The organism is Pseudomonas kielensis, assembly GCF_014236655.1.
In the GTDB taxonomy this organism is placed as follows: domain Bacteria; phylum Pseudomonadota; class Gammaproteobacteria; order Pseudomonadales; family Pseudomonadaceae; genus Aquipseudomonas; species Aquipseudomonas kielensis.
On the sequence record NZ_JACMYG010000048.1, the window covers coordinates 1 to 26,539 of the forward strand.

22 protein-coding genes, 4 tRNA genes and 1 riboswitch are annotated in these 26,539 nt (G+C 60.2%); of the genes, 3 read left to right on the forward strand and 23 right to left on the reverse strand.

Features of this window, described 5'->3' with window-relative positions:
- Positions 1-173 precede the first annotated feature (173 nt).
- Positions 174-1,616, reverse strand: coding sequence for a magnesium transporter (gene mgtE / locus H7995_RS26710; RefSeq protein WP_166592461.1), 1,443 nt, complete (start codon positions 1,614-1,616; stop codon positions 174-176).
- 340 nt (positions 1,617-1,956) lie between these two features.
- Here mgtE and H7995_RS28940 point away from each other — a divergent pair, with 340 nt between their 5' ends.
- On the forward strand, positions 1,957-2,283 hold the full coding sequence (locus tag H7995_RS28940) for a hypothetical protein (protein ID WP_232534585.1): 327 nt from the start codon (positions 1,957-1,959) through the stop codon (positions 2,281-2,283).
- A 19-nt stretch (positions 2,284-2,302) separates the two neighbouring features.
- On the opposite strand, the gene H7995_RS26720 is transcribed toward H7995_RS28940, so the two are convergent.
- From H7995_RS26720 to ltaE, 8 genes are all read right to left on the reverse strand, one after another.
- A tRNA-Arg gene (locus H7995_RS26720) sits at positions 2,303-2,379 on the reverse strand.
- Positions 2,380-2,450: 71 nt separating this feature from the next.
- A tRNA-Arg gene (locus H7995_RS26725) sits at positions 2,451-2,527 on the reverse strand.
- Between the two features lie 72 nt (positions 2,528-2,599).
- Positions 2,600-2,676: transfer RNA gene (locus H7995_RS26730), tRNA-Arg, on the reverse strand.
- A gap of 107 nt (positions 2,677-2,783) precedes the next feature.
- Positions 2,784-2,874 (reverse strand) — tRNA-Ser (locus H7995_RS26735).
- 62 nt (positions 2,875-2,936) lie between these two features.
- Positions 2,937-3,125: a carbon storage regulator CsrA gene (gene csrA, locus H7995_RS26740; RefSeq protein ID WP_002554426.1), complete on the reverse strand. Its 189-nt coding sequence runs from the start codon at positions 3,123-3,125 to the stop codon at positions 2,937-2,939.
- 182 nt (positions 3,126-3,307) lie between these two features.
- The gene (locus H7995_RS26745; protein WP_166592463.1) at positions 3,308-4,549 is read right to left on the reverse strand and encodes an aspartate kinase; all 1,242 of its coding nucleotides are present in this window, start codon (positions 4,547-4,549) and stop codon (positions 3,308-3,310) included.
- 90 nt (positions 4,550-4,639) lie between these two features.
- On the reverse strand, positions 4,640-7,258 hold the full coding sequence (alaS, locus tag H7995_RS26750) for an alanine--tRNA ligase (RefSeq protein ID WP_185819205.1): 2,619 nt from the start codon (positions 7,256-7,258) through the stop codon (positions 4,640-4,642).
- A gap of 146 nt (positions 7,259-7,404) precedes the next feature.
- Positions 7,405-8,409: a low-specificity L-threonine aldolase gene (ltaE, locus tag H7995_RS26755; protein ID WP_185819206.1), complete on the reverse strand. Its 1,005-nt coding sequence runs from the start codon at positions 8,407-8,409 to the stop codon at positions 7,405-7,407.
- Between the two features lie 196 nt (positions 8,410-8,605).
- Positions 8,606-8,777, forward strand: a riboswitch (FMN riboswitch).
- Positions 8,778-8,897: 120 nt separating this feature from the next.
- On the opposite strand from ltaE, the gene H7995_RS26760 reads away from it, so the two are divergent.
- Entirely contained in the window at positions 8,898-9,407 is a 510-nt protein-coding gene (locus H7995_RS26760) for a 6,7-dimethyl-8-ribityllumazine synthase (RefSeq protein ID WP_166592466.1), read from the forward strand.
- A gap of 54 nt (positions 9,408-9,461) precedes the next feature.
- Here H7995_RS26760 and astE read toward each other — a convergent pair whose 3' ends face one another.
- The 14 genes from astE to acs all read right to left on the reverse strand — a co-directional run bounded on the left by astE (position 9,462) and on the right by acs (position 25,522).
- The gene (gene astE, locus H7995_RS26765; protein WP_166592467.1) at positions 9,462-10,472 is read right to left on the reverse strand and encodes a succinylglutamate desuccinylase; all 1,011 of its coding nucleotides are present in this window, start codon (positions 10,470-10,472) and stop codon (positions 9,462-9,464) included.
- Between the two features lie 12 nt (positions 10,473-10,484).
- Positions 10,485-10,772 carry a topoisomerase II gene (locus H7995_RS26770; RefSeq protein WP_095171555.1) on the reverse strand — a complete coding sequence of 96 codons (288 nt, stop codon included), beginning with the start codon at positions 10,770-10,772 and terminating at the stop codon, positions 10,485-10,487.
- A gap of 63 nt (positions 10,773-10,835) precedes the next feature.
- Positions 10,836-12,182 carry an N-succinylarginine dihydrolase gene (astB, locus tag H7995_RS26775; RefSeq protein ID WP_166592468.1) on the reverse strand — a complete coding sequence of 449 codons (1,347 nt, stop codon included), beginning with the start codon at positions 12,180-12,182 and terminating at the stop codon, positions 10,836-10,838.
- Positions 12,183-12,343: 161 nt separating this feature from the next.
- A complete protein-coding gene (gene astD / locus H7995_RS26780; RefSeq protein WP_185819208.1) occupies positions 12,344-13,813 on the reverse strand; it encodes a succinylglutamate-semialdehyde dehydrogenase in 1,470 nt (489 codons plus the stop codon).
- Entirely contained in the window at positions 13,810-14,835 is a 1,026-nt protein-coding gene (astA, locus tag H7995_RS26785; protein WP_166592469.1) for an arginine N-succinyltransferase, read from the reverse strand. Before astA ends, astD begins: the two co-directional genes overlap by 4 nt.
- A 79-nt stretch (positions 14,836-14,914) precedes the next feature.
- Complete coding sequence (gene aruF / locus H7995_RS26790) at positions 14,915-15,934, reverse strand: arginine/ornithine succinyltransferase subunit alpha (RefSeq protein ID WP_166592470.1); 1,020 nt, start codon at positions 15,932-15,934, stop codon at positions 14,915-14,917.
- A 140-nt stretch (positions 15,935-16,074) separates the two neighbouring features.
- The gene (locus H7995_RS26795) at positions 16,075-17,295 is read right to left on the reverse strand and encodes an aspartate aminotransferase family protein (protein ID WP_166592471.1); all 1,221 of its coding nucleotides are present in this window, start codon (positions 17,293-17,295) and stop codon (positions 16,075-16,077) included.
- A gap of 344 nt (positions 17,296-17,639) precedes the next feature.
- Entirely contained in the window at positions 17,640-18,620 is a 981-nt protein-coding gene (gene argR / locus H7995_RS26800) for a transcriptional regulator ArgR (RefSeq protein ID WP_166592472.1), read from the reverse strand.
- A 112-nt stretch (positions 18,621-18,732) separates the two neighbouring features.
- Complete coding sequence (locus H7995_RS26805) at positions 18,733-19,497, reverse strand: ABC transporter ATP-binding protein (protein WP_166592473.1); 765 nt, start codon at positions 19,495-19,497, stop codon at positions 18,733-18,735.
- Positions 19,498-19,520: 23 nt separating this feature from the next.
- On the reverse strand, positions 19,521-20,633 hold the full coding sequence (locus tag H7995_RS26810) for a M14 family metallopeptidase (protein ID WP_185819207.1): 1,113 nt from the start codon (positions 20,631-20,633) through the stop codon (positions 19,521-19,523).
- A 1-nt stretch (position 20,634) separates the two neighbouring features.
- Entirely contained in the window at positions 20,635-21,333 is a 699-nt protein-coding gene (locus H7995_RS26815; protein WP_166592475.1) for an ABC transporter permease, read from the reverse strand.
- Positions 21,330-22,019, reverse strand: coding sequence for an ABC transporter permease (locus tag H7995_RS26820; protein WP_095171536.1), 690 nt, complete (start codon positions 22,017-22,019; stop codon positions 21,330-21,332). Before H7995_RS26820 ends, H7995_RS26815 begins: the two co-directional genes overlap by 4 nt.
- A 91-nt stretch (positions 22,020-22,110) precedes the next feature.
- Complete coding sequence (locus H7995_RS26825; protein ID WP_166592476.1) at positions 22,111-22,884, reverse strand: ABC transporter substrate-binding protein; 774 nt, start codon at positions 22,882-22,884, stop codon at positions 22,111-22,113.
- Positions 22,885-23,566: 682 nt separating this feature from the next.
- The gene (gene acs / locus H7995_RS26830; RefSeq protein ID WP_166592477.1) at positions 23,567-25,522 is read right to left on the reverse strand and encodes an acetate--CoA ligase; all 1,956 of its coding nucleotides are present in this window, start codon (positions 25,520-25,522) and stop codon (positions 23,567-23,569) included.
- 374 nt (positions 25,523-25,896) lie between these two features.
- On the opposite strand from acs, the gene H7995_RS26835 reads away from it, so the two are divergent.
- Positions 25,897-26,160, forward strand: a complete 264-nt coding sequence (locus H7995_RS26835; protein WP_095167135.1) for a DUF2790 domain-containing protein — start codon at positions 25,897-25,899, stop codon at positions 26,158-26,160.
- Positions 26,161-26,539 lie beyond the last annotated feature (379 nt).

A 26,539-nucleotide genomic window follows, 5' to 3' on the forward strand; every position in this document is an offset into this window, starting at 1 on the left:
TCGGCGTTCTTGTTTCTGTGTTTCCCGGTAATCCGTGAAGAACCTTTTTTTTGCCCTAAACAAATCCGCCCAGGCAGCATCGAGATGATTAGCACGCAGATCATCGACTTCAGAAAGTTTGATTATTCCGGGGTGCGCGACGCGGCCATTGGGCCAGGTCGCGCAGTAAAGACCTAGAGCAGGAAGATCGTGGCAAGGCCGAGGAAGATGAAGAAACCGCCACTATCGGTCACGGCCGTGATCATCACGCTCGCGCCCATCGCCGGATCACGCCCGACGCGCGCCAGGGTCATTGGGATCAACACCCCCATCAGCGCCGCCAGCAGCAGGTTCAGAGTCATGGCGGCCGTCATCACCACACCAAGCGACCAACTGCCATACAACAGGAAGGCGACTACGCCAATCACCCCACCCCAGACCAGGCCATTGATCAGGCCCACCGCCAACTCCTTGCGCATCAGGCGCGAGGTATTGCCAGTACTGACCTGGTCCAGCGCCATGGCGCGCACGATCATGGTGATGGTCTGGTTGCCGGAGTTGCCACCAATGCCGGCAACAATCGGCATCAGCGCGGCCAGGGCCACCAGCTTCTCGATAGAGCCCTCGAACAGGCCGATCACCCGCGAGGCAACGAAGGCGGTAATCAGGTTGATCGCCAGCCACGCCCAACGGTTACGCAGGGACTTCCACACCGAAGCGAAAATATCTTCCTCTTCACGCAGACCCGCCATGTTGAGGACTTCGTTTTCACTCTCTTCACGAATCAGGTCGACCATCTCGTCGATGGTCAGGCGGCCAATGAGCTTGTCGTTCTTGTCGACCACCGGGGCCGAGATCAAGTCATAACGTTCGAACGCCTGGGCCGCGTCATAAGCATCCTCGTCCGGGTGAAAGCTCACCGGGTCACTGGCCATGACTTCCGAGACCTGCTTGTCCGGATCGTTGACCAACAGACGCTTGATCGGCAGGACGCCCTTGAGCACACCGTCGTAGTCGACCACGAACAATTTGTCGGTATGGCCTGGCAACTCCTTGAGACGACGCAGGTAGCGCAGAACCACCTCAAGACTGACATCCTCACGGATCGTCACCATCTCGAAGTCCATCAACGCACCGACCTGCTCCTCGTCATAGGACAACGCAGAGCGCACACGCTCACGCTGCTGGCCATCGAGGGTCTCCATCAGCTCATGGACGACGTCTCGCGGCAGCTCCGGGGCCAGGTCAGCAAGTTCATCGGCGTCCATCTCCTTGGCGGCTGCCAGGAGCTCGTGATCATCCATGTCGGCGATCAGGGTTTCGCGGACAGAGTCAGACACTTCAAGGAGGATATCGCCGTCACGCTCGGCCTTGACCAGTTGCCAGACCGTCAGGCGATCGTCCAGTGGCAAGGCTTCAAGGATATAGGCAACGTCGGCGGAGTGCAGGTCATCGAGCTTGCGTTGCAATTCGACGAGGTTCTGCCGGTGGACCAGATTCTCGACCCGGTCGTGATGAGGACCTTCCTGACGGTGAGTCAGGTCTTCGACCACCCGCTGGCGCTGCAGCAGCTCAACGACTTGAGCAAGGCGGTCCTGCAAGCTTTCTTGAGTCTTTTTTACTTCTACTTCAGTCATAGGCGAACTCCACTCCCAGCAGCGGGGCACGCCGGAAGGATCAATCAGTCAATTCATGATTGGAAAAATGGGGTACTGAGTAACTACTGGGTAAGTCCATGGAGGTATTCCACAAGCCCCGGCGGGGCTGACGGGCGCAATGATACACCGCCTGACGGTTTTAAACGTTAAAAAATCGTGGCTGAAACAAGCGCTTGCACAACAAACCTGAGCACTGTCCTGATCCATGAGAGTGCGACGACTTATCCCGAAAAGAAAACACAGGGTCATCGCAAAATGTCCGGCTAACCTTGAAATGGATCGCCAGGGAGGGCGTTGAATGCCATCGTGGATACGCTGTTTGTCACTGATAGCCCTGCTCTGCCCCACGGCCAGCGCACAAGTAATGACTGTGCAGCGCTGCGAAGCCGCCGACGGCCGCATCACATTCACCAGCACGGCCTGCAAGACGGGGGAGCGACTGAGCCTGCAGCAGGTCCGCACCTACCTGCCCGGCAGCACCACTGAGGTTTACCCCGAGACGGCTGTCCTGCCCGAGGCTGAACACCTGCAAGCAGCCGACCGAGCTAACAAGGCAAAGGATGGGCAAAGCGCACAGAGCAGATTTGCCGAGCAAGGATGGGTTCGGCAGAAAGCCAAATCCCAGACAGCAAAAAGCCCGCGTTAGACGCAGGCTTTTTGGTGTTTGGTGCACTCGACAGGATTCGAACCTGTGACCGCTCGGTTCGTAGCCGAGTACTCTATCCAGCTGAGCTACGAGTGCAATTGTACTTTTAGACCAGATCACAACTGGTTGAAGCCAGGTTACCTGCATGACTGCAAACAACCCTTAAATGGTGCACTCGACAGGATTCGAACCTGTGACCGCTCGGTTCGTAGCCGAGTACTCTATCCAGCTGAGCTACGAGTGCAATGTGTGCTTTTAAACCAGATCACAACTGATTGAAACAAGGTTGCTTGAATGACTTCAAACAACCTTTAATTGGTGCACTCGACAGGATTCGAACCTGTGACCGCTCGGTTCGTAGCCGAGTACTCTATCCAGCTGAGCTACGAGTGCATTTGTTGCCGCGCATTATAGTTCGTCGAATCTTTTTTCCAAGCACTTTTTCTAGTAATTTCAACAACTTACCGAAAAAGCCTGATTACAACGCTCTACACAAATAATGGCGGAGAACGGGGGATTCGAACCCCCGACACCCTTTTGAGGTGTACTCCCTTAGCAGGGGAGCGCCTTCGGCCACTCGGCCAGCTCTCCGCAACACGGGGCGTATCTTAACCAACCTTTTCCCCGTTTGCAAACATAAAAAGCGATAAAAATTAATGGCTTGGTTCTTCGTCCTTCTCTTTCTTTATACGCAGGTAGATTTCCTCACGGTGTACAGCTACCTCCTTGGGTGCGTTAACGCCTATACGCACCTGATTTCCTTTGACGCCGAGCACGGTCACGGTGATTTCGCCATCACCGATAATCAGGCTTTCTGCACACCGACGAGTCAGAATCAGCATACCTTTCTCCTCACGCATTTCAGTTCAGGGACAACAGTCTGCAAAAAAAAAGCGCTCGAGCTGCAACCGGAACGATCGCAGCTCTACACGCTTAAGTATTGACCAGCGCATGCAAAAGAACAGCCTTGCCCACGCCACTCAAAAAATAAAGGGCGCGGTCAAACCGCGCCCCAGGGACCACCTCACTCGCCTTGACGAGCCGGCGCGTCCAGTTCGAACGCCGTGTGCAGTGCGCGCACAGCCAGTTCCAGGTACTTCTCTTCGATCACCACCGACACCTTGATCTCCGAAGTGGAGATCATCTGGATATTGATGGTTTCCTTGGCCAGGGCTTCGAACATGCGGCTGGCCACACCTGCGTGAGAACGCATGCCAACGCCGACGATCGAGACCTTGGCGATCTTGGTGTCACCCACCACCTCACGGGCACCGATCTCGCGAGCGGTGTTTTCCAGCACGGTCTGAGCCGCCTGGTAGTCGTTGCGGTGCACGGTGAAGGTGAAGTCGGTGGTGTTATCGTGCGCAACGTTCTGCACGATCATGTCGACTTCGATGTTGCCGGCACTGATCGGGCCGAGAATCTTGAATGCCACGCCCGGGGTGTCTGGCACGCCACGGATGGTCAGCTTGGCTTCATCGCGATTGAAAGCGATGCCGGAAATGATCGGCTGTTCCATGGTTTCCTCTTCATCAATAGTAATGAGGGTGCCTGGCCCCTCCTTGAAGCTGTGCAGTACGCGCAGCGGGACGTTGTACTTGCCGGCGAACTCGACCGCACGGATCTGCAACACCTTGGAACCGAGGCTGGCCATTTCCAGCATCTCTTCAAAGGTAATCTTGTCCAGGCGCTGAGCCACGGACACCACACGTGGATCGGTGGTGTACACCCCATCAACGTCGGTATAGATCTGGCATTCATCAGCCTTCAGGGCCGCTGCCAGCGCCACGCCAGTGGTGTCGGAACCGCCACGCCCCAGGGTGGTGATATTGCCGTGCTCGTCGACGCCCTGGAAACCAGCCACCACAACCACGCGGCCAGCCTTCAGGTCACCACGAATCTTCTGGTCATCGATCTGCAAGATACGCGCTTTATTGTGCGCGCTGTCCGTCAGGATCCGCACCTGGTTGCCGGTGTACGACACCGCTGGCACGCCGCGCTTGATCAGCGCCATGGCCAGCAAGGCAATCGTCACCTGCTCGCCGGTGGAGACAATCACATCCAGCTCACGGGGAACCGGCTGCCCATCGCCACTGATTTGCTTGGCCAGATCGATCAGACGGTTGGTTTCGCCGCTCATTGCAGACAGCACAACCACCAGGTCATCGCCCGCATCGCGGAATTTCTTAACCTTGTCGGCGACCTGCTCGATTCTCTCGACAGTGCCGACCGAGGTGCCTCCAAATTTCTGTACGATCAAAGCCATTTCAAAGCCGCCTCTGCCCATGAAGGGCGCCCATTAGTCACTCAAACAGCAGCCGGACCCACCACTAGACGAGAGGCCCGGCATACAGCCTTAAATACCCTGTTCGACAAACGGTACGGTCAGGGCCAGGGCCGCGTCCAGTGCGTCAGCGTCAGTACCACCGCCTTGCGCCATGTCCGGACGACCACCACCCTTCCCGCCCACTGCCGCAGCGGCTTGCTTCATCAAATCACCGGCTTTGAGTTGGCCAGTCAGGTCTTTGGTCACACCGGCAACCAGTACGACCTTTTCCTCATGGACACTGCCGAGCAGGATCACTGCGCGGCCGAGTTTGTTCTTCAACTGATCGACCAGCGCCAGCAGCGCCTTGCCATCCTGACCGTCGAGACGCACGGCCAGCACCTTCACACCCTTGACGTCCTGGGCCTGGGCCGACAGGTCGTCACCCGCCGCACTGGCGGCCTTGGCTTGCAACTGCTCGAGTTGCTTTTCCAGCAGACGGTTGCGCTCAAGCACAGCCGACAGCTTGTCGATCAGGTTGTCGCGGCTACCCTTGACCAGGTTGGCCGCTTCCTTGAGTTGCTCTTCCGCAGCGTTCAGGTAGGCCAGCGCAGCGGCGCCAGTCACTGCCTCGATACGCCGTACGCCCGAAGCCACACCGCCTTCGCTGATGATCTTCAGCAGGCCGATGTCGCCAGTACGATTGGCGTGGATACCGCCGCACAGTTCAACGGAGAAATCGCCGCCCATGCTCAGTACACGCACGCTGTCGCCGTACTTCTCGCCGAACAGCGCCATGGCGCCTTTTTGCTTGGCGGTGTCGATGTCGGTTTCTTCGGTCTCTACCGCCGAGTTCTGGCGAATCTGTGCGTTGACGATTTCTTCCAGCGCCTTGATCTGCTCAGGCTTGATGGCCTCGAAGTGGCTGAAGTCAAAGCGCAGGCGCTGACTGTCGACCAACGAACCCTTCTGCTGTACGTGCTCGCCCAGCACCTGGCGCAAGGCTGCGTGCAGCAAGTGAGTCGCCGAGTGGTTCAACGCGGTGGCATGACGCACCTCGGCATCCACATGAGCTTCAACCGGTGCACCGACGATCAGACTACCCGATGCCAGCACGCCGTGGTGCAGGAAGGCACCACCGGTCTTGGTGGTATCGCGCACGTCGAAACGTGCAGTACCGGCCTGCAGGTAACCGCAGTCACCGACCTGGCCACCGGACTCGGCGTAGAACGGGGTCTGGTTGAGAACGATCACGCCCTCGTCGCCTTCGCTCAATACGTCGACCGACTGGCCGTTCTTGTACAGGGCAACGATTTTGGCCGAACCGCGGGTATCGGAGTAGCCGGTGAACTCGGTGGCCACGTCGACCTTGACCAGGGTGTTGTAGTCCAGGCCGAACGAACTGGCCGAACGTGCACGCACACGCTGGGCTTCCATCTCACGCTCAAAACCGGCTTCGTCGATAGTCAGCTCGCGCTCGCGGGCGATATCGGCGGTCAGGTCCATCGGGAAACCGTAGGTGTCATACAGCTTGAACACCACGTCGCCCGGCACCACGGTGCCTTTGAGTTCGGCCAGGTCCTGCTCGAGAATCTTCAGGCCGTGCTCCAGGGTCTTGGAGAACTGCTCTTCCTCGGCCTTGAGCACGCGCTCGATGTTGGCCTGCTGTTGCTTGAGCTCCGGGAAGGCTTCGCCCATCTCGGCCACCAGGGCCGCGACGATCTTGTAGAAAAAGCTGCCGGTGGCGCCCAGCTTGTTACCGTGACGGCAGGCGCGACGGATGATCCGGCGCAGTACATAGCCACGGCCTTCGTTGGACGGCAGCACGCCGTCGGCAATCAGGAAACCGCAGGAACGGATGTGGTCCGAAACCACTTTGAGCGAAGACTGATCGCCATTTTCGCAGCCAATGGCTTGCGCCGAGGCATTGAGCAGGTTCTTGAACAGGTCAATGTCATAGTTGGAATTGACGTGCTGCATCACCGCACTGATCCGCTCCAGGCCCATGCCGGTATCCACCGACGGCGCTGGCAACGGATGCAACACGCCATCGGCGGTGCGGTTGAACTGCATGAAGACGTTGTTCCAGATCTCGATGTAACGGTCGCCATCTTCTTCCGGCGAACCCGGTGGGCCACCCCAGATGTGGTCGCCGTGATCGTAGAAAATCTCGGTGCACGGACCGCACGGGCCGGTATCGCCCATGGTCCAGAAGTTGTCGGAGGCGTAAGGCGCGCCCTTGTTGTCGCCGATGCGGATCATGCGCTCGACCGGCACACCGATCTGCTGGGTCCAGATGTCATACGCTTCGTCGTCGGAGGCGTAGACAGTGACCCAGAGCTTTTCCTTGGGCAGCTTCAGGACACCGGTCAGGAAGGTCCAGGCGAAGGTAATCGCGTCGTGCTTGAAATAGTCGCCGAAGCTGAAGTTACCCAGCATCTCGAAGAAAGTGTGGTGACGGGCGGTATAACCGACGTTTTCCAGGTCGCTGTTCTTACCGCCGGCGCGTACGCACTTCTGGCTGCTGGTGGCGCGGGTATACGCGCGCTTTTCCTGGCCCAGGAAGCAGTCCTTGAACTGGTTCATCCCCGCGTTAGTGAACAGCAGGGTTGGGTCGTTGCCCGGAATCAAAGAGCTGGAGGCTACACGGGTGTGGCCTTGCTCTTCGAAGAAGCGAAGGAAGGCTTCACGGATTTCTGCGCTTTTCATTAGGTTCTTCCACGGAGGCTGCGGCCAAAGGCCTGTGCGATTCGTCAACGGACGAAGCGACGGCAAAGGGCCGCATTATATCGGCCCTGCGCGCGCGGTACAGCGTGTTTATACGATAGAAACCGTCAATTGGACGGCCTGCAAGATCATTTAGCGCAAAACTCGACGAATGTCGCGATCACCCGATCGATCTGGGCCCGGCTGACATCCATGTGGGTGACCATGCGCAAACGGGCCGCCGCACTGAGCTTGATCCCCCGCTCTGCGGCAAAAGCCTTGATTGCGTCGGCTTTGTCGCCGATCTGCAGGTAAACCATATTGGTATGCACCGGCTCGACAGTAAAGCCTGCCGCTCGCAGGCCCTGTGCCAGGTACTCGGCATTGGCATGGTCTTCGGCCAGGCGCTGCACGTGGTGATCCAGCGCATACAGACCGGCCGCCGCCAGGTAGCCGGCCTGGCGCATGCCGCCGCCGACCATCTTGCGCAGGCGCCGCGCCCTGGCGATCAATTCCAGCGAACCACAAAGCACCGAACCCACTGGCGCGCCCAGGCCTTTGGACAGGCACACCGACACCGAGTCGAAATGCTGGGTGATCTCCCGTGCATCCACCCCCAACTTGACCGCCGCGTTGTACAGCCGCGCGCCGTCCAGGTGCAACTGCAAGCCATGCTCCCGGGTAAAGCTTCGCGCCTGGGCCAGGTACTCCATCGGCAGCACTTTGCCTTGCATGGTGTTTTCCAGCGCCAGCAAGCGAGTGCGGGCGAAGTGGAAGTCGTCCGGCTTGATCGCCGCCGCCACCTGCGCCAGATCCAGCGAACCGTCGGCCTGGACCTCCAGCGGCTGCGGCTGGATCGAGCCCAGTACCGCGGCACCACCGCCTTCGTATTTGTAAGTGTGCGCCTGCTGGCCGACGATGTACTCCTCACCGCGCTCGCAGTGAGCCATCAAGCCCAGCAGGTTGCTCATGGTGCCCGTCGGCACGAACAGCGCGGCGGCAAATCCCAGGCGCCCGGCCAGTTCGGCCTCAAGCCGATTGACCGTAGGATCCTCGCCATAGACATCGTCACCAGTGGCCGTCCTGGCCATTGCGTCGAGCATCCCTGCGGTCGGTTGGGTGACGGTGTCGCTGCGAAGATCGATAACACTCATGAATCTGGCCTCGGTAGACAGGGGGAATCCCTTACAGGTTTGAATTACAGCGGGCATGCCGGGCAATAATCAACCCTTGCACCAGGAAAAGGCAGCAGGCACCTCGTAAAAAGTCGATAGCAATCATCAGATAGCAGCAATGCATGAGTGGGAAATATGTGTTAAAAACGCTGCGCCGCCAGACAATCTGTCGGCAAAACGTTCTCAGGGCGGGGTGCAACTCCCCACCGGCGGTAATTGCGCGCAATGCGCATAGCCCGCGAGCGCTTGGTATCACCGCAGCCGCAGGCTGTGAATGATGGCAAGGTCAGCAGACCCGGTGTGATCCCGGGGCCGACGGTCATAGTCCGGATGAAGAGAGAACGGGATTGGCGCCAAAGGGCCGTCCACGGGAAAGGTGCAGTCACTGCACGTGTAACCGTTGCGCACCCTTAAATCCCATTCGATTCATAACGCCCTGTTTTTCACACAAACAGGAGTCAGAACAGATGCAACCCACCGCAATCGACAGCAAAAGCAAAAACCATCAGGGCGAGCGCGTCGCGTTTATCCAGGCCTGCTGGCACAAGGATATTGTTGACCAGAGCCGTAAGGGCTTCGTCAGCGAGATGATTGCCCAGGGCTATCAGGAATCGGAGATCGACTTTTTTGAAGTGGGCGGCGCCTTTGAAATCCCGCTGCACGCCAAGCTGCTGGCCAAGTCTGGCCGTTATGCCGGCATCGTTGCTGCAGGCCTGGTGGTCGATGGCGGCATCTACCGGCACGAGTTCGTCGCCCAGTCGGTCATCAGCGGCCTGATGCAGGTTCAACTGGAAACCGAAGTCCCGGTATTCTCGGTCGTACTGACCCCGCACCACTTCCATGCCGGCGAAGAACACCAGAAGTTCTTCTTCGAGCACTTTGTGCACAAGGGCCAGGAAGCGGCGAAGACCTGTGCCGATACCCTGCACAAGATCCGCGCACTGCGTCGTAACGAACCTCGCGCGGTAGCCGTTTAAGGCTGGCAGAAACCTGTGGGAGCGGCTGCGCCCCCACAGGTTCTAGAGGCTCGATCAGGCCAGGTGTTCACCCGCGGTTGGCACAACCAGAATGCCGGCCCGCAAACCATTCTTCACCTTGGGGTTGGGAAAGATGATCCGGGCGCCCTGTTCCTCGATGATCCAGCGCGTCTGTGCGATGTCCTCAGCCAGCACATAACCCACCTCCAGCGGTGAGAAGTTCTCGATGTCCGCCGGCAGGTTCAGCGTGAAGCTGTCGCTGTGCTTGATGATTTCCCGCGCCACGCTGAACAGCTGCAGGCCGTCCAGGCCCGCGTCTGACAATGGCGGCTCGCTGCCTTCGATGATCTGCTTCAGGCGGGTTTCCAGGCGCGAAACATTGACCCCCTCGTTCTGCCCAAATGGCCGGGCCTTGCCCAGTTCCAGGGTGAAGGCTTCAGCGCCCAGCTTGTCGTAAGTGTAGGAACTGAACACGATCGACGGCTTGTTCTGCAACAGCACCGCCTCCATGCCCGCCGCCCGCAGCCGGGCCAGTTCGCGACGCGAATGCTGGCGCCCGTCTTTCCAAGGGTAGAGGGCAAACTGTTCGATCTTCGAGCCACGGATGGCGGTGTGCAGGTCGTAGTGCAGGCGCTCGCGGTCCGGCAAGCTGAAAAAACTCGCCGCCAGGCGCTCCAGCTCACAGGCGCGCAGCGCCTCCGAGCCACTGCTCAATTCATGCCGGCCGTTGAACAGCCGATTGACGTCCTGCTCGACAAAACGCTCGCCGCGGCGCATGGCCTCGGGGTTGCCGAACAGGAACAGAATGCGTGCGCACGGTTTCAACTCGCCGCGAGCAATGTCGTGCAACAGGCGATCGAGCAACTCGATCGGCGCTGTTTCGTTGCCGTGGATGCCGGCCGACAACAGCAAGTCCAGGCCGTTGTCGCGAGCTTGCGGTGGCCGGACTTCCAGCGCACCTTCACTCAGCCAGCGCATCCGCACGCCTTCGACAGTCAGTTGAGTCTTCTCCGCCGGTTCACGGCCGGCGAGGGTCAGTTCAAGCAGTTTGCCGAGGGCGAGCATAGAGCGATTTCCTTAATGGTCGTGATTGCAATCCGGGCCATGCACGTGGTCTTCATCGCCGACTTCAGCCGGTTCCATTTCCAGTTGCAGGCTTACCAGATTAGTCGCCAATGGGCGCAGCAGCAGGTTGGCGTATTCCGCATCGCCTTCTTCGACGTCAACGCCGATCAGCAGTTGGCCGCGGCCGTCGTGCTGGATCCACAGTTCCTTGCCCTGCCAGATCACCGCCACGCGGGTGCAGGAGGTTTCCAGTTGAGTGCCGTCGGTGTCTTCAAGGATCAGCTGCAGGGTATCGCTCATTTTTTCGCTCTCATCTGGAGATAAAGCAGCGCGCCCGACTCATCAGGAGCCGGCCGCGGGCTTTCAATTGATCTGGAATGGATAAACCGCGCCCAGTTTAAGGATTTGCGTCAGTTCATCCAGTGCCGTCCGGCACTCAAGCAACAATTGTGGGTCCGCCAGATCGTTTTCGGTCATGCGGTCACGGTAGTGCTTTTCGACCCACTGGGTCAGCGTGCCATACAACGGCGCGGTCATGATAACCCCTGGGTTAACGGCCGCCAGCTCGGTTTCATTCAACGCCACGCGCAAGCGCAGGCAAGCCGGGCCACCGCCATTCTGCATGCTCTGCTTGAGGTCGAAGACTTTCACCTCACGGATCAGCCCACCGGAGCTGGTCAGGGTCTGCAGGTACTGCCAGACGCGTTCGTTGTTCTGGCACTCCTGCGGCACGATCAGCAACATCGAACCGTCCGCCTGCGACAGCAGCTGGCTGTTGAACAGGTAGGAACGCACGGCGTCCTCGACCGAAACCTGCGCACGCGGCACACAGATCGCCTTGAACTGCCCCCCACGCTTGGCGAGCTTGGCCGACAGTTCAGCCAGCATCTGCTCAGTATCGAGAAACGCGTCCTCGTGATAGAACAGCGCCTCGCCGTTACCCACCGCAATCACGTCGTTGTGGAACACGCCCTGATCGATCACCGCCGGGTTTTGCTGAGCATAAACCACACCGTCATCACTCAGGCCGTGCAAGCGTGCGACCGCTTGCGAGGCTTCCAGCGTCTGGCGCGCCGGGTACTTCTGGGGCGCCGGGTAACGGGGGTCGAACGCACTGCGACCGAACACGAAGAACTCGACGCCGGCTTCGCCGTAGTCACGGCAGAAACGGGTGTGGTTGGCCGCGCCTTCGTCACCGAACTGCGCCACGGCCGGCAAGGCCGCGTGATGAGCGAAGTGCTTCGGGTCGGCGAACATCGCCCCCAGCACGCGGCTGGTGGTCGGGTGCTCGATGCTGCGGTGGTACTTGCAATTGAGGTTGGCGGCGGTGAAGTGCACGCGGCCGTCGGCGGTGTCGGCGCTCGGGCTGACAGTCGCGGCGTTGGCCACCCACATGCTCGATGCCGAGCAACTGGCGACCAGCAAGGGCATGGCCTCTTTGGCGGCCTGCTCGATCACCTGGGCATCGGTGCCGCTAAAGCCCAGGTTGCGCAATGCGCCGACATCCGGACGTTCCTGCGGCGCCAGCACACCCTGGACAAACCCCATGTCCATCAGCGCTTTCATTTTCGCCAGGCCCTGCAGCGCCGCTTCCTTGGGGTTGGAAGACTGCTGGCTGTTGCTCTGGGACGCAACGTTGCCGAAGGACAGACCGCCGTAGTTATGGGTCGGCCCCACTAGACCGTCGAAATTGACTTCATAGGATTTCATCAGCGAGGCTCCACGAGAATCTGTTGTTATAGGCTTCAGTAACTAAATTTGAGACCGAGGCGCGGCCATCGCCAGCAGGCTGGCTCCCACAGCGATTGCGTCGTACACGTAATGTGAGAACACCACCGAAACTGTGGGAGCCAGCCTGCTGGCGATAGGCATCACGCCATCTTCACGCCAGGCGTCAGGGTCGCCGGCATCACCAGGCTCGGTGTTTCCAGCGAGGCCACTGGATACGCGCAGTAATCTGCGGCGTAGTAAGCGCTGGCGCGGTGGTTGCCCGATGCGCCAACGCCGCCGAACGGCGCGCTGCTCGCAGCACCTGTCAGTTGCTTGTTCCAGTTGACGATACCGGCGCGGCTCTGCAGCCAGAACTGCTGGTAGCGCGCTTCGGAGTCCGACAGCAGACCGGCGGCCAGGCCGTACTGAGTGTTGTTGGCCTCGCGGATCGCCGACTCGAAATCGGTGTAGCGAATCACTTGCAGCAGCGGCCCGAACAGCTCCTCGTCAGGACGATCCGCCACGGCGCTCACATCCAGGATGCCCGGAGTCAGCAAAGCGGCGTTGGCCTGTGGCTGGGTCATTTCCAGCAAGCTCACCGCGCCATTGGCCAGCAGGTGTTCCTGGGCGTCCATCAAGGCCTTGGCGGCGGCCAGGGAAACCACCGAACCCATGAACGGTGCCGGCTGTTGATCGAACGCGCCGACATCGATGGTTGCGCTGACCGCCACCAGGCGCGCCAGCAGCGTGTCGCCCCAGGCGCCTTGTGGCACCAGCAGGCGGCGCGCGCAGGTGCAGCGCTGGCCGGCAGAAATGAAGGCCGACTGGATAATGGTGTAGACCGCCGCATCGAGGTCAGCGACCTGATCGACCACCAACGGGTTGTTGCCGCCCATTTCCAGCGCAAGAATCTTGTCCGGACGCCCGGAGAACTGCGCATGCAGGTGGTTGCCGGTGCGGCTGGAACCGGTGAAGAACAGACCGTCGATCCCAGGGTTCGCGGCCAGCGCGATCCCGGTTTCACGGGCACCTTGCAGCAGGTTCAACACACCCGCCGGCAAGCCGGCTTCGATCCAGCAACGGACCGTCAGTTCGGCCACTTTCGGCGTCAGTTCGCTAGGCTTGAACAGCACGCTGTTACCGGCCAGCAGGGCGGGAACAATGTGCCCATTGGGCAGGTGACCCGGGAAGTTGTAAGGCCCGAAGACCGCAACCACACCATGGGGCTTGTGCCGCAGCACAGCGGTGGCGTCACCCAGTGGGCCGCTCTTCTCGCCGGTACGTTCGCGGTAGCTCTGCACCGAGATCGCGATCTTGTTGACCATGCTGGTTACTTCAGTCGCCGCTTCCCACAGCGGTTTGCCGGTTTCCTCACCGATGCAGTGCGCCAGCTCGTCGGCGTGGGACTTCAGGCTGGCGGCGAAGGCCTCCAGCACGCTGATGCGCTCTTGCAGGGTGCGCTGGGCCCAGGCCGGAAACGCCTGGCGCGCGGCCTGCACGGCGCTTTCAACCTGAGCGGCGGTGGCGCCCTGCCCCGACCACAGCACGTGCTGGGTCACCGGGTTCAGCGATTCAAAGGCTTCGCCCTGACCCGCCAGCCACTCACCTGCGATGTATAGCGAATTCATTATTTCGACTCCCGAGCAGCAGACAACGGCACGGCGCGCACTTGATCGCCGGCATTGAGTTGAAGACGTTTGGCGGTCAGTGGATCGACCACCAGGGTACCGGCCGCAAACCGTGCAGGCGCGGCAGTGATGCGGCAGTCTTCGCGCTTGCGGTTGTGAATCAGGAACGGCGTGGCGTCATCCCCCGGGGTGCCGATGGCCAGCACCAGTGCCTGGCTGTCACGCACCGCGCGGATCTTGCCGGTTTCGCATTCCACTGCCGGGCCGGCGTCGAAAATATCGACGTAACCCTGGTAGCTGAAACCCTCGCTCTTGAGCATCGCCAGCGCCGGCTCGGTGTCCGGGTGAACCTGGCCGATGACATTGCGCGCGTCTTCGGAAAGGAAGCAGGTGTAGAGCGGAAACTTGGGCATCAGCTCGGCAATGAACGCCTTGTTGCCCACGCCAGTCAGGTAATCGGCCTGGCTGAACTCCATCTTGAAAAAGTGCCGGCCCAGGCTTTCCCAGAAAGGCGAACGACCTGCCGCGTCGGAGACGCCCCGCATCTCGGCGATGATCTTGTTGCCAAACAACTGCGGGAACTCGGCGATGAACAACATCCGCGCCTTGGCCAGCATGCGGCCGTTGAGGCCAGTGCGGTAATCGGCGTGCAGGAACAACGAGCACAGCTCGGAGTTGCCGGTCAGGTCGTTGGCCAGGAACAGCGTCGGGATCTCGCGGTAGATGTTCAGCTCTTGCGAAGCGCTGACCGTCAGGCCAACCCGGAAGTTGTACCAAGGCTCACGCAGCCCCACGGCGCCGGCAATCGCGCTGATCCCCACCACGCGGCCGTCGTCATCCTCGAGCACGAACAGGTAATCGGCGTCGCCGCGCCCCGCTTCGCCACGGAAGGTCTTTTCGGCCCAGCCAACCCGGTGCGACAGGCGCTCTTCGTTGGCCGGCAAGGTTGTCAGGCCGGTGCCAGTGCTGCGGGCCAGCTCGATCAGAGCGGGTAAATCGCTGCTGCGTACGGGACGAACGATCATGCTATCTCCTCAAACGGACGGCCGGTAACGGCCACCCGCAAAACTCGCTGCTCTGAAGCCTTTATCAGGCGTTTAAGCGTTAAACCGCCACCAGGCGCACGCTGGCACCCTCGCCGACACCCAGGGCCTCGGCGGCTTCCAGGTCCAGGATCACCGGCTTGCCCGGCGCGTAGTCCAGCTCGAGCATGACTGCGCGGTAATCCTGCAACTGGGCATTGGCCACCAGGTACTGCCGGCCAGCGCCCTTGACCGGCTCGCCGATCTTCACCGGCACCACACGGCTCTGGGCGATCGAGCGGATCCCCGAGACACGCGCATGCAGGGTCGGGCCACCGTCGAAGATGTCGATGTAATGATCGGTCTCGAAGCCTTCGCGCATCAGGATGTCGAACGTGATCTGCGCCCGCGGGTGCACCTGGCCCATCGCTTCTTGAGCGGAGTCCGGCAGCAGGGGCACGTAGATCGGGTAATGCGGCATCAGTTCGGCCAGGAACGTGCGGCTCTTGAGCCCGCACAGGCGTTCGGCGGCGGCGTAGTTGAGGTCAAAGAAATTGCGGCCGATGGCGTCCCAGAACGGTGAGTCGCCCTGTTCATCGCTGTAGCCGACGATCTCGGTCACCACCGAATCGGCGAACCGCTCCGGGTGGCTGGCCACGAACAGCAGGCGCCCGCGGGAGTTGAGCTCCGACCAGGCCGAACCCACCAACTCAGGCAGCACGTAGAAGCTGGTCAGCAGGCTGTTGCCGGTCAGGTCATGGCACTGGGAGAGCACGTGGATCTTGTTATGAATCTTCAGCTCGCGGGAGGCGTGCACGAAGGTTTCATTACGAAAGCTGTAGAAAGGTTCCGAATAACCGGCCGAGGCAACGATGGCCGAGCAGCCCACCAGCTTGCCGGTGGTGCTGTCTTCGAGCACGAAGAAATAGCTCTCTTCGCCGTTGAAGCTGACCTCGGCGGCGAACGACGCTTCGCTCGCGGCGATCTTGTCGCTCAGGCGTTCAACGTCATCCGGCAGGGAAGTGACACCAATCGGGCTGTCCGCAGCCAGACGCTGTACCTCGCCCAGATCAGCCATTTGCGCAGGGCGCATCACCAGCATGGTGTCACTCCTTTTTCTAAAACTCTTTGAGGAAAATAAACCGGCCCCTTGTAGGAGCGAGCAAGCTCGCTCCTACAGAAAAGCGGGTCCGGCATAAAAATCAGGTTCGACGCCTGAATGATCAGGCGCCGAAGGGTCTATCAGGCTTGTGTCAATTTGGCGGCAGCGCGTTCGAAGCGGTCCAGACCGGCATCGATATCAGCGTCTTCAACCACCAGGCTCGGCGCAAAACGAATCACGTCCGGGCCGGCTTGCAGGATCATCAGGCCTTCTTTTTCAGCCGCATTGAAGATGTCCTTGGCCTTGCCTTTCCAGGCATCGCTCAGCACACAACCGAGCAGCAGGCCCAAGCCACGGACCTGAGTGAACAAACCGTACTTTTCACCGATCTGCTCCAGGCGCGCCTTGAACTTGTCGTGCTTGGCATTCACCCCATTGAGCACTTCAGGGGTGTTGATCACGTCGATCACCGCCTCGGCCACCGCACAGGCCAGCGGGTTGCCACCGTAAGTGGTGCCGTGGGTGCCGACGACCAGGTGCTTGGCCAGGTCTTCGGTGGTCAGCATGGCGGCGATCGGGAAACCACCGCCCAGGCTCTTGGCGCTGGTCAGGATGTCCGGCGTCACACCGTAGTGCTGGTAGGCGAACAGCTTGCCGCTGCGGCCCATACCGGTTTGCACTTCGTCGAACACCAACAGGGCGTTGTGCGCGTTGCACAGCTCACGAGCCCCTTGCAGATAAGCCAGCTCGGCCGGCAATACACCGCCCTCGCCCTGGATCGGCTCCAGCACGACCGCGCAGGTCTTGTCGGAAATGGCGGCTTTCAGCGCGGCCAGGTCGTTGTACGGCACGTGGCTGATGCCCGTGATCTTCGGACCAAAACCATCGGAGTACTTGGACTGGCCACCGACGTTGACGGTGAACAGCGTACGGCCGTGGAAGCTGTTGAGCGCGGCGATGATTTCGTACTTCTCAGGACCGAAACGATCGTGGGCGACCCGACGGGCCAGCTTGAAGGCGGCCTCGTTGGCTTCAGCGCCGGAGTTGCAGAAGAACACGCGCTCGGCAAAGGTCGCGTCGATCAGCTTGTGGGCCAGGCGCAGGGCCGGCTCGTTGGTGAACACGTTGGACACGTGCCACAGCTTGTTCGCTTGCTCGGTCAAGGCACTGACCAGCGCCGGATGGGCGTGACCCAATACGTTGACGGCGATCCCGCCGGCGAAGTCGATCAACTCGCGACCGGACTGGTCCCAAACGCGGGAACCTTCACCACGCACAGGAATGAAAGCGGCAGGCGCATAGTTGGGAACCATAACCTGGTCAAAATCAGCGCGTTGTACCGCAGCGTGCTCAACGGACATCGGAGTCTCCTGATGAGAAACACCCGCCTGAAACTGGCGAGCGATGAGGGGATTGTAAGGACAGTTTCTGGCTTGGCCTTGCCGCCAAGCGACAACTTCTTATAGCGCAAAACCCGCTTTTGACCGGGTTTACGGCAATGCGACAAATAGCGTCGCAAAGGCGCAGTTTAAACTGCCTGCGCCGGTTTGCGGCAGGCATGACGGAATCTGCTGCAGGCGCTTTAAAGAACCGCGCCGACGTGGGAGTCGATACGGTGAGAATGGTATGGAGATTGGGTGCGCAACGTCGCAAGGCTCCGAGGTCGACGAGTAACAACCCTCAGGCCCAACAGCCGCCCGACGCCTTAGCCGCGTTCCGAAGGCACGGACGACAGTTCGAACGGGCTGCTGCTGCGCCGCTGGTTACGGTCTTCACGCGGCGTGGCGCCGAAGAAGTTGCGGTAGGCGCTGGAGAAGTGCGGGCCCGAGGAGAAACCACAGGACAGGCCGATCTGGATGATCGACTTGCTGGTCTGCATCAACATCTGCCGCGCCTTGTTCAGGCGCAGCTCGAGGTAATACTGGCTCGGCACACGATTGAGGTACTGCTTGAAAATCCGCTCCAACTGCCGACGGGACACGCACACATGCTGGGCGATTTCGTCGGTGGTCAGCGGCTCTTCGATGTTGGCTTCCATCAGCAACACCGCCTGGGTGAGTTTCGGATGGCTGGAGCCGAGGCGATTCTGCAAGGGAATGCGTTGACGCTCACCCCCTTCGCGAATCCGCTCGACCACCAACTCTTCCGACACCGCACCGGCCAGTTCTGCCCCGTGATCACGTGCCAAAACCGCGAGCAACAGGTCAAGCACCGACATCCCGCCACACGCCGTCAGGCGATCACGATCCCAGTCGAACAGATGACTGGTGGCAATCACCTTGGGAAAACGCTCGGCAAAATCGTCCTGCCAGCGCCAGTGCACCGCAGCGCGATAACCGTCGAGCAAGCCCAGTTGCGCCAAGGGATAGACACCGGCCGACAGACCGCCAATCACACAACCGGCACGCACCAGTTGCTTGAGCGAACTGCTCAGGGCCGGCGCCAGTGCGGTGGGCGGCTCATCGGCGAGCAGGAACAGCTTCTGGAAGTTTTCCAGCTTGCCGCTCCAGGCCTCACCGGGCAGTTGCCAGGCACCCTCGCTCGGAGGCTCGGCCTGCAGGAACACCAGTTCGTAAACCACTTCCGGATGCACGCGCTGAGCAACACGCAAGGCCTCCTCGGCCAGCGCCAGCGTCAAGGCTTTAGTGCTGGGCCAAATCAGGAAACCAATTCGATGGGCAGTCATGGCGGGCAATCCGAAAACAAGAACGTGTTAAAGCCGAAGGCGGCAGCAACCAAATTAGACCATCTGGCGCGCGGTGCGCAGCATGACCTAATTTGGTGCGTAACGGCAGCGATTACTTGAGGCTGCCGGAGAGGAATTGCTGCAGGCGTTCGGACTGTGGATTGACCAGCACTTCGCGCGGGTTGCCACTTTCCTCGACCACACCTTTGTGCAGGAACACCAACTGGTTCGACACTTCCCGGGCAAAGCCCATTTCGTGGGTCACCACCACCATGGTCCGGCCTTCCTGGGCCAGGGCCTGCATGACCTTGAGCACGTCACCGACCAGCTCCGGGTCGAGGGCCGAGGTCGGTTCGTCGAACAGCATCACCTCAGGTTCCATCGCCAGCGCCCGGGCAATCGCCACACGCTGCTGCTCGCCACCGGACATGTGGCCCGGGTAGGCGTCCTTGCGATGGGACACACCCACCTTGGCCAGGTACATCTCGGCCTTTTCCCGCGCCTCGGCCTTGGACATGCCCAGCACGTGCACGGGTGCTTCCATGATGTTTTCCAGCGCGGTCATGTGCGACCACAGGTTGAAATGCTGGAACACCATCGACAGGCGCGAACGCATGCGTTGCAGTTGCTTGGGGTCGGCCGCCTTCATCGCGCCGTCCTTGCCGGCCACCAGCTTCAACTCTTCGTTGTTGAGCAGGATCTTGCCGGCGTGCGGCTGCTCCAGCAGGTTGATGCAGCGCAGGAAAGTACTTTTGCCGGAGCCACTGGAGCCGATGATGCTGATCACATCGCCTGCCGCTGCCTTCAGGGACACGCCCTTGAGCACTTCGTGACTGCCATAGCGTTTATGCAGGTCTTGGACTTCAAGTTTGTACATGCTGTCGGTTCTCACAAAAACAGTCAGTCGTTGAGCAAGCGCCCGTGACGCAGCGCTTCGCGCCCCGCCACCTTGGCCAGCCAGAAACCGGGTTGGGCATACCGCAGCCGTTCGACGGCAAACAGCACGCCGGCCGTACCAGCACACACGGTGCTGACCCGATCAGCCAAAGGATCGATCACTTCAAAAATCTCATCACCGGCCTCGACCCACTCGCCCGGCTCACGCAGGAAGCTGACCACGCCCGGATGGGGCGCAAACAGCAACTCGGTGCCTTCGAACGGCAGCCCTTCACAGGCCTCGTGCAACGGGGCCGGCCATTGACCCTGGATCAGGCCCTGCTCGGCAAGGAACGCCAGGATGCCCTCGGCGTGAGCCTCGGCCTGGGCGCGCCCGGTGTCTGCCTGACCGCCCAGCTCGATGGTGGTCGCCAGGCACGCCAGGGGAATCTGCGCCTGGGGAAACTGCCGGGCCAACCGCAGCCACGGCAACGAGCAGGCCTCATCAAAGGAGCTGCCACCGGAGTCTTCCGCCAGCAACCCGACCCGCACATTCAACTGCGCAGCCAGCGAACGCCACTGCGGCCAATGCTGGGGCAACGCATACATGTGCAGCGCGGCTTCGGCATCGCAATGCAGGTCCAGCACCACGTCGGCGGTGCAGGCATGGCTCAGCAAGATCCGCTGCATGCCCTGCAATTGACTGCCGGGCGCGGGCAATGCGGCCAGCGCATCACTCATGGCCCGGCGGATCAACTGGACATTGGCGTAGGGATCATCGCCGAGGCGACCTTCAAGCTGCGCGGCCACCGGCGCACTCAGCTCGACGAAATCGCGGTTGAAGTTCTTGCCGCTGCCCGCCTCGAAACGACCTTGATGGTTGCCCTGGAGCAACTGCCCAAGACCCAGCGGGTTGGCCACCGGCACCAGTTCGATCACCCCGTTGAGGGCGCCCCGGGCTTCGAGTTCGCCCAAGCGCTTTTTCAGCTCCCAGGCCGTGCGCATCCCCGGCAACTCGTCGGCGTGCAGGCTGGCCTGGATATAGGCCTTGCGCTCGCCAGCGCCGAAGCGGAACACCGAAATATGGCGCTCGCTGCCCAAATGGCTCCACGGTAACGCATGGTCGATACGTTCCATATCAGTGCTTCCGCGGGGCCATGTAGCCCAACCAGCGGCGCTCGGCCATCTTGAACAGGCGCACCAGGATGAACGTCAGGCACAGGTAGAACGCACCGGCGGTGATGTACGCCTCGAACGGCAGGTAGTACTGGGCGTTGACGGTACGCGCGGCGCCGGTGATGTCGATCAGGGTCACGATGGACGCCAGACTGGTGGTCTGCAGCATCATGATCACTTCGTTGCTGTACTGCGGCAGCGCCCGGCGCAGGGCCGATGGCAGCAGGATGCGCTTGTACATCTTGAAGCGCGACATACCCATGGCCTTGGCCGCTTCGATCTCGCCATTGGGCGTGGCCCGCAGGCTGCCGGCGATGATCTCGGCGGTGTAGGCACTGGTATTGACGGCAAAGGCCAGGCACGCGCAGAAGGTTGCGCTCGACAGCCATGGCCAGAGGAAGCTCTCACGCACGGCTTCGAACTGGGCCAGCCCGTAGTAGATCAGGAACAGCTGCACCAGCATCGGCGTGCCACGGATCACGTAGGTGTAGAGCCAGGCGGTCATGTTGACGACCGGCTGCTTGGACACCCGCATCAAGCCCAGGGGCAAGGCACACAACAGGCCGAAGAACAGCGACAGCCCGAGCAGTTTCAAAGTGGTCAGCAGGCCGCCGAAGTACAGCGGCAGTGCCTCCCAGATGACGTTGTAGTCGAAGATCATAGATCAGCCGCCCTTACGCCTACCGAGTAGCGCTTCTCAAGGTGACGCAATGCCAGCAACGAGACACTGGTGATCACCAGGTACATTGCCGCCACCGCGAGGAAGAAGGTGAAAGGCTCGCGGGTGGCATCTGCCGCCTGCTTGGCCTTGAACATCATGTCTTGCAGACCCACCACCGAAATCAGCGCGGTGGCCTTGGTCAATACCAGCCAGTTGTTGGTGAAGCCGGGAATCGCCAGGCGAATCATCTGTGGCACCAGGACCCGGAAGAACACCTGGAAGCTGCTCATGCCGTAGGCCATGCCCGCTTCGGCCTGCCCCTTGGGGATCGCCATGAAGGCACCGCGGAAGGTTTCCGACAGGTACGCACCGAAGATGAAGCCCAGGGTGCCGATACCGGCGACCAGCGGGTTCAGGTCGATGTAGTCGTCATAGCCGAGCAGCGGCGCGACGCGGTTGAGCAGGTCCTGACCACCGTAGAAAATCAGCAGGATCAATACCAGATCGGGAATACCGCGGATCACCGTGGAATACAGATCGCCCAGCCAGGCCAGCCAACGTACCGGCGACAGGCGCAACGCGACCCCGATCAGACCCAGAACAATGGCCAGGGCCATGGACGACAAGGCGAGCTGAAGCGTCAGCCATGCGCCATCGAGGATGACAGCCCCGTAGCCTTTCAACATGATTCAGGTCCTCGAAAATTGGGATGAAAAAATGGCGCAAACCTCAGAGATCCTGTTGCTTGCGCCATTTCGGACTTGTCGCTGCGACGATTTACTGGCCGTAAATGTCGAAGTCGAAGTACTTGTCCTGGATTTGCTTGTACTTGCCATTCTCGCGAATGCCAGTGATCGCGGTGTTGATCTTGTCTTTCAACGCATCACCCTTGCGCACTGCGATACCCACGCCGTCGCCGAAGTATTTGACGTCGGTGAAGGCCGGGCCAACAAACGCAAAGCCCTTGCCAGCGTCGGTTTTCAGGAAGCCGTCATTCAACAGGGTAGCGTCTGCCACGGTGCCGTCGAGGCGACCGGCAGCCACGTCCAGGTAGATCTCGTTCTGCGAACCGTATGGCTTGATTTCTGCACCCAGCGGGGCCAGGACTTCACGGGCGAAACGCTCGTGGATCGAACCGCGCTGCACACCGATGTTCTTGCCTTTGAGCTCAACCAGGTTGTCACCCACCTGAGTGCCGGCCTTCATCACCAGACGTGCCGGGGTGTTGTAGTACTTGTTGGTGAAGTCCACGGACTTCTTGCGATCGTCGGTGATCGACATGGACGACAGGATGGCGTCGATCTTGCGCACCTTGAGTGCCGGGATCAGACCGTCGAACTCTTGCTCGACCCACACGCACTTGACCTTCATCTCTTCGCACAAGGCGTTGCCGATGTCGTAGTCGAAACCAACGATGCTGCCGTCCGGCGCCTTGGAAGCGAACGGAGGGTAAGCCGCCTCGATACCAATTTTCAGAGGCTTTTCATCGGCGAACGTTGGCAGGGACAGCACGGACAGTGCCAGGGCGCCAAGAAGCACGAGTTTCTTCATCTTAGGACTCCATCGGTAAAGGGCGAAAACGGCAGAGTGAGCATCAGCCCAATATGCGAATGGGTTAAACGTAAAAAACGTTGCTGCGTCCTGGTCGGCGCGCGTTGCTTTCAACGCGGACAACGACGAGCGAGTGATCGGCATTCTAACGACAGGCCCGAAGTCGATATTTCTTCAATGCGACAACAAATTACAGAAGCACCGAGAAACAGGTTCGAGCACATTGACAGCCCTTGAAGTTTATGCAAGAGCAAAAGAGATAGAACCGATCTATGTTGCAAATTGCGGGCCTATTATTGGCAAACCCTTCTAATCCGGCAAGCACAGCGTAATGTCATCTTTTTCATACCCGCTTCAAGGGCCCTAAAACGGGGCCTCACGTTTCCCAACGCCCCGAAATGCTGCCAGCGGTTACACATTTCAACGCCGGGGTAACGCTCGGAAACGCCCCACAGGCAGGCCGATATTTATTCGCCCGGTGTTTGCACAGGCGCTGATCGGTCGAGCGCTCCGTGCTCACAACACAAATGTATGAACGTCCGACTCCCCCACAGGGAATGCGACACCAGAACAAGCCAGCCCTCCCCCTCACGGAGTTTCATACTTCCCGGCAGCTCGAGCACTACGAAAAAGCCCCGCTCGGCGCAAGGCCGGCGGGGCTTTGGTGACTCAAGAACCGCGCTTAAGCGGCGTTCATGGTCTTGTGAGTATCGATCAAATGCTGCACCACACCCGGGTCAGCCAGGGTCGATATGTCACCCAACCCGTCGTACTCGGCCGTGGCAATCTTGCGCAGGATACGGCGCATGATTTTCCCCGAACGGGTTTTCGGCAGCCCCGGCGCCCACTGGATGACATCCGGCGAGGCGATCGGACCAATCTCCTTGCGCACCCAGTTCTTCAGCTCCAGGCGCAGCGCTTCGTTCGGTTCTTCACCACCGTTGAGGGTGACGTAGACATAAATGCCCTGCCCCTTGATGTCGTGCGGCACACCGACCACGGCGGCCTCGGCGACTTTCGGGTGGGCAACCATCGCGCTCTCGATCTCGGCGGTCCCCATACGGTGGCCGGAAACGTTGAGCACGTCATCCACGCGGCCGGTGATCCACCAGTAGCCGTCTTCATCGCGACGCGCACCGTCACCGGTGAAGTACATGCCACGGAAGGTCTTGAAGTAAGTGTCGACGAAACGGTCATGGTCGCCGTACAGGGTACGGGCCTGGCCTGGCCACGAATCGAGGATCACCAGGTTGCCTTCGGCGGCGCCCTCGATGATGTTGCCCAGGTTGTCCACCAACGCTGGCACCACGCCGAAGAACGGACGTGCCGCCGAACCCGGCTTGAGCGCATGGGCGCCCGGCAACGGGCTCATCAGGGTCGCACCGGTTTCGGTCTGCCACCAGGTGTCGACGATCGGGCAACGGGATTGGCCGACGTTCTTGTAGTACCAGTCCCACGCTTCCGGGTTGATCGGCTCACCCACCGAACCCAGCAGGCGCAGGCTGCTGCCATCGGCGCCTTCACAGGCCGCCGTGCCCGACGCCATCATGGCGCGGATCGCAGTCGGTGCGGTGTAGAGGATGTTGACCTTGTGCTTGTCGACGATCTTCGCCACGCGGGTGATATCCGGGTAGTTCGGCACGCCTTCGAACAGCAGAGTGGTCGCGCCATTGGCCAGCGGGCCATAGACGATGTAGGTGTGGCCAGTGACCCAACCGACGTCGGCGGTGCACCAGTAGATTTCGCCCGGACGGTAGTCGAACACGCGCTCATGGGTCAGCGCCGCGTACAGCAGGTAGCCGCCGGTGGTGTGCTGCACGCCCTTTGGCTTGCCGGTGGAGCCGGAGGTGTAGAGGATGAACAGCGCTTCCTCGGCGCCCATTTCTTTCGGTGCGCAGACGGTGCCCGCGACTTTCATCAGGTCTTCGTACCAGATGTCGCGATGCTGGTTCCACTTGATGTCGCCACCCGTGCGCTTGCACACGATGACCTTCTGGATGCTGCTGGTTTCCGGGTTGGTCAGCGCGTCATCGACGTTGGCCTTGAGGGGGATTTTCTTGCCGGCACGCAGGCCTTCGTCCGCCGTAATCACCACTTTGGATTTGCAGTCAATGATTCGGCCGGCCAGGGCTTCCGGCGAGAAACCGCCGAACACCACCGAGTGAATCGCGCCGATCCGGGTGCAGGCCAGCATGGCGACCACGGCTTCGGGGATCATCGGCATGTAGATGGTCACCACGTCGCCGCGGTGCACGTCCTGGCCACGCAGGGCGTTGGCAAACTTGCAGACTTGTTCGTGCAACTCGCGGTAGGTGATGTTGCGGCTCTCGGCAGGGTCATCGCCTTCCCAGATGATCGCGATCTGATCGCCGCGCTCGGCCAAGTGACGGTCGAGGCAGTTGTAGGAAACGTTCAGGGTGCCGTCGGCGAACCACTTGATGTCGACGTGGTGGTCGTCGAACGAGGTCTGCTTCACCGTGGTGAAAGGCTTGATCCAGTCGAGGCGCTTGGCTTGTTCGCGCCAGAAGCCGTCCGGGTTGACGACCGACTGCTGGTACATGGCCTTGTAGGTCGCCTCGTCAGTCAGGGTATTGGCCGCAACCTCGGGACGAACGGGATACAGAGAAGCCGCACTCATCTTTCTTTACCTCGGTGAAATAGTTGTTTTTGTATGACCCCGTTGTAGCCCGAGGCGGGCCTATAGAACCATTCGACGATGGTAGTAACAAGCCCCTACAAATCGTCCAGATTTCCCCGTGCATTGCAGCACGGACGTCCCAGGTAGCCCGATGTTTCGATGATTGTTACAAGATCTGTCAACAGTGTTTATCAAAAGCGCGGCTATATGAATCCGCCCCCCACGCCTAAAATCCGCCTCGCCAACCCGGCAATGTGATTAACCCAGTTACAGCCCCCACGAAGGCAGTTAATTCACAGTCATTAAATACAGATGTACACGCAGCCCTACAAAGGCTGCGTGACCCCTCTCGACCTCGAAAAGGTAAATTTCAAATGAAAGCTTTATTGGTTCTGGCCCTCAGCAGTCTGTGCGTAACCGCCATGGCAGACGAGGTCCCGACTGATGTTGCAGGCAATACAGTAGCGGTAGAGGAATACACTTACTCCACCCACCTGGACATCGCCAAAGTTATCTCGATGAGCGAAATACCGAGTGTTTGTGAAGTTGTGCCAGCGCGCATGGAATATGAAGACTCGAGCGGTCAACGGCATATTCTGCGTTACAGCGTTATGGGCAATGGTTGCTCTAACGGCTGACCCACCCCTGCACTTCAAAGTGCTTTCGAACACCGGCCGCAGGAAATCGTTCTTGCGGCAAGCACCCGATCTGGAGCCCGCGGGTCCACCCCCTATACGCCTGTCGTGATTGGCCAGGCCTGAGGATAAACACATCTAATTATTAGATTTATTTAAGCATTTATTTGCGCTTTTTAATCAAATTCATCCGAGTAGTATCAGCTTCAACCCCACACAACATCCTCAACACCTCGGAGTCACCACCATGAAAACTCGACTGATCCTTGCCCTGACCCTCTCCGTCCTGGCCGCCAACACCTTCGCCGCCGACGGTTATGACCGCACGATTGCTGCTGATGGCTTCGATCGCACCGGTTCCGCCACCCTCGCCGCTGATGGC